The organism is Streptomyces sp. SID1328, assembly GCF_009865595.1.
In the GTDB taxonomy this organism is placed as follows: domain Bacteria; phylum Actinomycetota; class Actinomycetes; order Streptomycetales; family Streptomycetaceae; genus Streptomyces; species Streptomyces griseoluteus.
The window spans coordinates 1-6,979 of sequence record NZ_WWKH01000004.1 but is presented as its reverse complement, the minus strand read 5'-3'; the positions used below and the strand labels follow the sequence as shown (position 1 = coordinate 6,979).

Sequence of the window (6,979 nt, the reverse complement as noted above, 5' to 3'; positions counted from 1 at the left end):
CCCGCGAGGCGTCTGCCGTCGGCCGCGCCCTGGAGCGCGGCGACCTCGCGGCCGCGCGCGCCCGGCTGCCGCACCTGTGCGGGCGGGACCCCGAGGCGCTGGACGCCGCCGCGATCGCGCGCGCCGTCGTGGAGTCGGTCGCGGAGAACACCTCCGACGCCGTGGTGGGTGCCCTGGTGTGGGGCGCGGTGGCCGGGGTGCCGGGGCTGCTGGGCTTCCGGGCCGTGAACACGCTGGACGCGATGGTCGGGCACAAGTCGCCCCGGCTGCGCCGCTTCGGCTGGGCCTCCGCCCGGCTGGACGACGTGGCCGGCTGGCCCGGCGCCCGGCTCACCGCCGTACTCGCCGCGCTCGCCGGGGACGACCCGCGCGGGGCGGTACGGGCCTGGCGGGCGGACGCGCACCGGCATCCGAGCCCCAACGCGGGCCCGGTGGAAGCCTCATTCGCCGGCGCCCTCGGCGTCCGGCTGGGCGGCACCCTCTCCTACGGCGGCCGGGTCGAGCACCGGCCCGTGCTCAACGGCACCGGGCGGCCGGTCGAGGTCGCCGACATCGGGCGGGCCGTACGGCTCTCCCGCCGGGTCGGTCTGCTCGCGCTCGGCGTCACCGTCGCCGGGCGCCTCATCGGAAGGGGGCGGGGCAGGTGAGCGGTGGTCTGCTGGTCGCGGGGACGACGTCCGACGCGGGCAAGAGCGTGGTGACGGCCGGGATCTGCCGGTGGCTGGTCCGGCAGGGCGTCAAGGTGGCGCCGTTCAAGGGGCAGAACATGTCCCTCAACTCCTTCGTGACCCGTGAGGGCGCGGAGATCGGGCGGGCGCAGGCCATGCAGGCACAGGCGTGCCGGGTCGAGCCGACCGCGCTGATGAACCCCGTGCTGCTCAAGCCCGGCGGCGAGCGCAGCAGCCAGGTGGTGCTGCTGGGGAAGCCGGTGGGCGAGCTGAGCGCGCGCGGTTATCACGGTGGGCGTCAACAGGCCTTGCTGGGCACGGTATTGGAGTGCCTGGAGGAGTTGCGGGGCACGTATGACGCGGTGATCTGTGAGGGCGCGGGCTCGCCGGCCGAGATCAACCTGCGGCGTACCGACATCGTCAACATGGGTGTCGCGCGGGGCGCGGGGCTGCCCGTCCTCGTCGTCGGAGACATCGACCGGGGCGGGGTCTTCGCCTCCTTCTTCGGCACCGTCGCCCTGCTGTCCCCCGAGGACCAGGCGCTGGTCGCCGGCTTCCTGGTGAACAAGTTCCGGGGCGACGTGACGCTGCTGGAGCCGGGCCTGGACATGCTGCGCGGCCTCACCGGACGGCACACCTACGGGGTGCTGCCCTTCCGGCACGGGCTCGGCATCGACGAGGAGGACGGCATGGGGGTACCCCCTGCTCGAGCGGAGTCGAGAGCTTGGGGGAGGGTCTCCCTGCGCGGGACCGTTCGGGAGTCGGCCGTCGCTCCCCCGCACGGGGAGGACGTGCTGCGGGTCGCCGTGTGCGCCGTCCCGCTGATGTCCAACTTCACCGACGTGGACGCCCTCGCCGCCGAACCCGGCGTGGTGGTCCGCTTCGTGGACCGGCCCGAGGAACTGGCCGACGCCGACCTCGTGGTGGTGCCGGGCACGCGCGGCACCGTACGGGCGCTTCAGTGGCTGCGCGAGCGGGGTCTCGCGGAGGCGCTCGCGCGCCGGGCGGCCGAGGGGCGCCCGGTGCTCGGGATCTGCGGCGGCTTCCAGGTGCTCGGCGAGCACATCGAGGACGACGTCGAGTCCCGCGCCGGAAGCGTGCCGGGACTCGGACTGCTCCCGGTGCGGGTGCGGTTCCACCCCGAGAAGACCCTGGCCCGGCCCGTCGGAGAGGCCCTCGGCGAGCCCGTCGAGGGGTACGAGATCCACCACGGGGTCGCCGAGGTGCTGGGCGGGACACCCTTCCTGGACGGCTGCCGCACCGGCCAGGTCTGGGGCACCCACTGGCACGGCTCGCTGGAGTCCGACGGCTTCCGGCGCGCCTTCCTGCGCGAGGTCGCCACCGCCTCCGGGCGCCGCTTCGTCCCGGCCCCCGACACGTCTTTCGCCGCGCTGCGCGAGGAGCAGCTCGACCTGCTCGGCGACCTGATCGAACACCACGCGGACACGGACGCGCTCCGGCGGCTCATCGAGTCGGGCGCGCCCGCAGGACTGCCCTTCATTCCACCGGGAGCGCCCGCATGAGCACAGTGTTGCTGCTGTCCACCGCCGACACGGACCTGCTGGCCGCCCGTGCCAGCGGCGCCGACTACCGCATCGGCAACCCGTCCCGCGTCGACGCGGCCGACGGCCTTCCCGCCCTGCTCGACGGCGCGGACCTCGCGGTCGTCCGGCTGCTGGGCGGCAAGCGGGCATGGGAGGACGGGCTCGCCGCGCTGAAGGCGTCGGGGGTGCCAACGGTGCTGCTGGGCGGCGAGAGCGTGCCGGACGCCGAGCTGATGGCCGAGTCCACCGCCCCGGCCGGGGTCGTCGCGGAGGCGCTGCGCTATCTCGTCGAGGGCGGCCCGGCGAACCTGCTGGAGCTGTCCCGGTTCCTCTCCGACACCGTCCTGCTGACCGGCGAGGGCTTCGAGGAGCCGCACCGGATGCCGGAGTTCGGGCTGCACGGCGCCTACGAACAACGGCCCGGCCGGCCGACCGTGGGCGTGCTCTTCTACCGGGCGCACGAACTCAGCGGCAACACCGCCTTCGTGGACACCCTGTGCGCGGCCATCGAGGAACGCGGCGCCAACGCCCTGCCGGTGTACTGCGGTTCGCTGCGCGACGCGGACGCCGGGCTGTACGAACTGCTGGGCCGGGCCGACGCCCTGGTCGCCACCGTGCTCGCGGCCGGAGGGGCGCACGCCTCGGCCGCCTCGGCGGGCGGTGACGAGGAGGCGTGGGACATCGGCGCCCTCGCGGACCTCGACGTACCGGTGCTGCAGGGACTCTGCCTCACCTCCACGCGGGCCGCCTGGGACGCCTCGGACGCGGCCCTCTCCCCCATGGACGCCGCGATGCAGGTCGCCATCCCGGAGTTCGACGGCCGCCTGATCACCGTGCCCTTCTCCTTCAAGGAGCCCGGACCCGACGAGGTCCCGGTCTATGTCGCCGACCCCGAGCGGGCGGCCCGTGTCGCCGGAATCGCCGTACGCCACGCGGCACTTCGGCACAAGCCGAACGCCGAGAAGCGGATCGCGCTGGTCTTCACCGCCTACCCCACCAAGCACTCCCGCGTCGGCAACGCCGTCGGCCTGGACACCCCCGCCTCGGCGGTCCGGGTGCTGGACGCGCTGCGCGACGCCGGGTACGGGGTGAGCGAACACCCCGCCGAGGGCGACGAGCTGATCCACCGGCTGATCGCGGCCGGGGGTCACGACGTGGAGTGGCTCACCGAGGAGCAGCTCGCCGCCGCGCCCGCACGGGTGCCGCTCGCGGACTACCGGGCCTGGTTCGACACCCTCGACCCCGAGCTGCGCGACGCCATGCTGGAGGCGTGGGGCGAGCCGCCGGGCAGCCTGTACGTGGACGGCGACGACATCGTGCTCGCCTCCCTGCGGTTCGGGAACGTCGTCGTGATGATCCAGCCGCCGCGCGGCTTCGGCGAGAACCCCATCGCCATCTACCACGACCCCGACATGCCGCCCTCGCACCACTACCTGGCCGCCTACCGGTGGCTGGAGAACAGTTTCGGCGCCGACGCGGTCGTGCACATGGGCAAGCACGGCACCATGGAGTGGCTGCCGGGCAAGGGCCTCGGCCTGTCGCGCGGCTGCGCCCCGGACGCGGTGCTCGGTGAACTCCCGCTGATCTACCCGTTCATCGTCAACGACCCCGGCGAGGGCACCCAGGCCAAGCGGCGCGGGCACGCCACGGTGGTCGACCACCTGGTGCCGCCGATGGCCCGCGCCGACACCTACGGCGACCTCGCCAAGCTGGAACAACTGCTGGACGAGTACGCGCTCGTCTCCGACCTGGACCCGGCCAAGGCGCCGGCCGTGCGCGCCCAGATCTGGACGCTGGTCAAGGCCGCCGAGCTGCACCACGACCTGCACGTGGACGAGCAGCCGGAGGACGACGACTTCGACTCGTTCGTCATGCACATCGACGGCTACCTCTGCGAGATCAAGGACGTGCAGATCCGCGACGGACTGCACATCCTGGGCGACGGCCCCGAGGGCGAGCCCCGCGTCAACCTCGTCCTCGCCGTGCTGCGCGCCTCCCAGGTGTGGGGCGGCCGCGCCGATGCCCTGCCGGGACTGCGGGCCGCGCTGGCGCAGCACTTCGGGCTGGTGGAGAAGGAGCTGCTGGCCGAGCCGGGCGCGCCGGTGAAGGTGCCGGCGGAGCTGACCGGCCTGGCCGAGGGGCCTGCGCGCACCGGGGCCGACGCGGTCGACCTGCTGGAGAAGCTGTGCCGGGGCATCGCCGAGGGCATGGAGGCGCGGGACTGGGACCGGGCGGCCGTACCGGCGGTGCTGGACGAGGTGCTGGGCTTCGAGCCGGCCGACGCCACGGCCGTGCTGGAGTTCGCCTGTACGGAGGTCGTGCCCCGGCTCGCCCGGACCACCGACGAGATCGGGCACATCCTCCGCGCGCTGGACGGTGGTTACGTCCCGGCCGGGCCCTCCGGGTCGCCCACGCGGGGTCTGGTCAACGTGCTGCCGACCGGGCGCAACTTCTACTCCGTCGACCCCAAGGCGATTCCGTCCCGGCTCAGCTGGGAGGTCGGGCAGTCGCTCGCGGACTCGCTGGTGCAGCGGTATCTGGCCGACACCGGGGAGTACCCCAAGTCGGTGGGGCTCACCGTGTGGGGCACCTCCGCCATGCGGACCCAGGGCGACGACATCGCGGAGATCCTCGCACTGCTGGGCTGCCGCCCGGTGTGGGACGACGCCTCGCGCCGGGTCACCGGCTTCGAGATCGTGCCGCTCGCCGAGCTGGGCCGCCCGCGCATCGACGTCACCGTCCGCATCTCCGGCTTCTTCCGGGACGCGTTCCCGCACGTGGTCGGGCTGATCGACGACGCGGTGCGCGCGGTGGCCGAGCTGGAGGAGCCCGGCGAGTCCAACTACGTCCGGGCCCATGTGGAGGAGGACACCGCCGGGCACGGTGACCGCCGCCGCGCCACCGCCCGCGTCTTCGGCTCCAAGCCGGGTGCGTACGGCGCGGGCCTGCTGCCCCTGATCGACGCCCGCAACTGGCGCTCCGACGCGGATCTCGCCGAGGTGTACGCGGTCTGGGGCGGCTACGCCTACGGCCGCGGGCTGGACGGGCGGGCGGCGCGTGGGGACATGGAGACGGCGTTCCGGCGGATCGCGGTGGCGGCGAAGAACGTCGACACCCGCGAGCACGACCTCGTCGACGCGGACGACTACTTCCAGTACCACGGCGGCATGGTCGCCATGGTCCGCCACCTGACCGGCACCAGCCCCGAGGCGTACGTGGGCGACTCGGCCGTCCCCGACCAGGTCAGGACCCGGACCCTCGGCGAGGAGACCCACCGCGTCTTCCGCGCCCGCGTGGTCAACCCGCGCTGGATGGCCGCGATGCGCAGGCACGGCTACAAGGGCGCCTTCGAGATGGCGGCGACCGTGGACTACCTCTTCGGGTACGACGCCACGGCGGGCGTGGTGGACGACTGGATGTACGAGAAGTTGTCGGCCGAGTACGTCTTCGACCCGGAGAACCAGGACTTCATGAGGAAGTCCAACCCGTGGGCCCTGCGCGGCATCACCGAGCGCCTGCTGGAGGCGGCGGACCGCGGGCTGTGGGCGGAGCCGGACCAGGACACCCTGGACCGGCTCCGGGCGACGTATCTGGAACTCGAGGGAGAGCTGGAGGGAGACGAGTGAGCACGCGATTCCCGTTCACCGCGGTGGTCGGGCAGCAGGATCTGCAACTGGCCCTGCTGCTCAACGCCGTCGCGCCGAACATCGGCGGGGTGCTCGTGCGGGGCGAGAAGGGCACCGCCAAGAGCACCGCCGTACGCGCGCTGGCGGCGCTGCTGCCCGAGGTCGAGGTGGTCGCCGGGTGCCGGTTCTCCTGTGATCCGGCTTCTCCCGACCCGACCTGCCCGGACGGGCCGCACACCGGGGCTGCGGCCGTGGCGCGGGACGCGCGGATGGTCGAGTTGCCGGTGGGGGCGTCGGAGGACCGGCTGGTCGGGGCGCTGGACATCGAGCGGGCGCTCGCGGAGGGGGTCAAGGCGTTCGAGCCGGGACTGCTGGCCGCGGCCAACCGGGGCATCCTCTATGTCGACGAAGTCAACCTGCTGCACGACCACTTGGTGGACGTGCTGCTGGACGCGGCCGCGATGGGGGCCTCGTACGTCGAGCGCGAGGGTGTCTCCGTACGGCATGCCGCGCGGTTCCTGCTCGTCGGGACGATGAACCCCGAAGAGGGGGAGCTGCGGCCGCAGTTGCTCGACCGGTTCGGGCTGACCGTGGAGGTCGCGGCCTCGCGGGAGCCGGATCAGCGGGTGGAGGTCGTGCGGCGCAGGCTGGCGTACGACGACGATCCGGCCGCCTTCGCCGCGCGCTGGGCGGACGAGGAGAGTGCCGTACGGCAACGCGTCGTCGCGGCACGGGAGTTGCTGCCCAAGGTGCGGCTGGGCGACGGTGCGCTGAAGCAGATCGCGGCGACCTGCGCGGCCTTCGAGGTGGACGGCATGCGGGCCGACATCGTGATGGCGCGTACCGCGACCGCGCTGGCCGCGTGGGACGGGCGGAGCGACGTGCTGGCCGAGGACGTGCGGCAGGCCGCGCTGCTGGCGCTGCCGCACCGGCGGCGGCGCAACCCCTTCGACGCGCCGGGTCTGGACGAGGACAAGCTCGACCGGACGCTGGAGGAGTCGGCCGGGGACGACGACGACCCCGATCCGGACGGTCCCGGCGGCGGTGGGCAGCCGTCGCCGGAGGAGGGGCCGCAGGGCGGGGACTCCGGCGCGCAGCCCGAGGCCGGGGAGGACGGGGAGCCGCAGCCGGCCGCCGGCGG

4 protein-coding genes are annotated in these 6,979 nt (G+C 73.9%); all 4 read left to right on the top strand.

Going from position 1 to position 6,979, the window contains the following annotated elements; translation table 11 throughout:
* Positions 1-647: CobD/CbiB family cobalamin biosynthesis protein (locus tag GT030_RS00200; protein WP_161199248.1), on the top strand; the 647-nt coding region annotated here is incomplete at its 5' end.
* Positions 644-2,191, top strand: coding sequence for a cobyric acid synthase (locus GT030_RS00195; RefSeq protein WP_161199247.1), 1,548 nt, complete (start codon positions 644-646; stop codon positions 2,189-2,191). The genes GT030_RS00200 and GT030_RS00195, both read left to right, overlap by 4 nt.
* Positions 2,188-5,838 carry a cobaltochelatase subunit CobN gene (cobN, locus tag GT030_RS00190; RefSeq protein ID WP_161199246.1) on the top strand — a complete coding sequence of 1,217 codons (3,651 nt, stop codon included), beginning with the start codon at positions 2,188-2,190 and terminating at the stop codon, positions 5,836-5,838. Before GT030_RS00195 ends, cobN begins: the two co-directional genes overlap by 4 nt.
* Positions 5,835-6,979 (top strand): AAA family ATPase (locus tag GT030_RS00185; protein WP_161199245.1); only part of this gene is annotated, 1,145 nt, incomplete at its 3' end. The genes cobN and GT030_RS00185, both read left to right, overlap by 4 nt.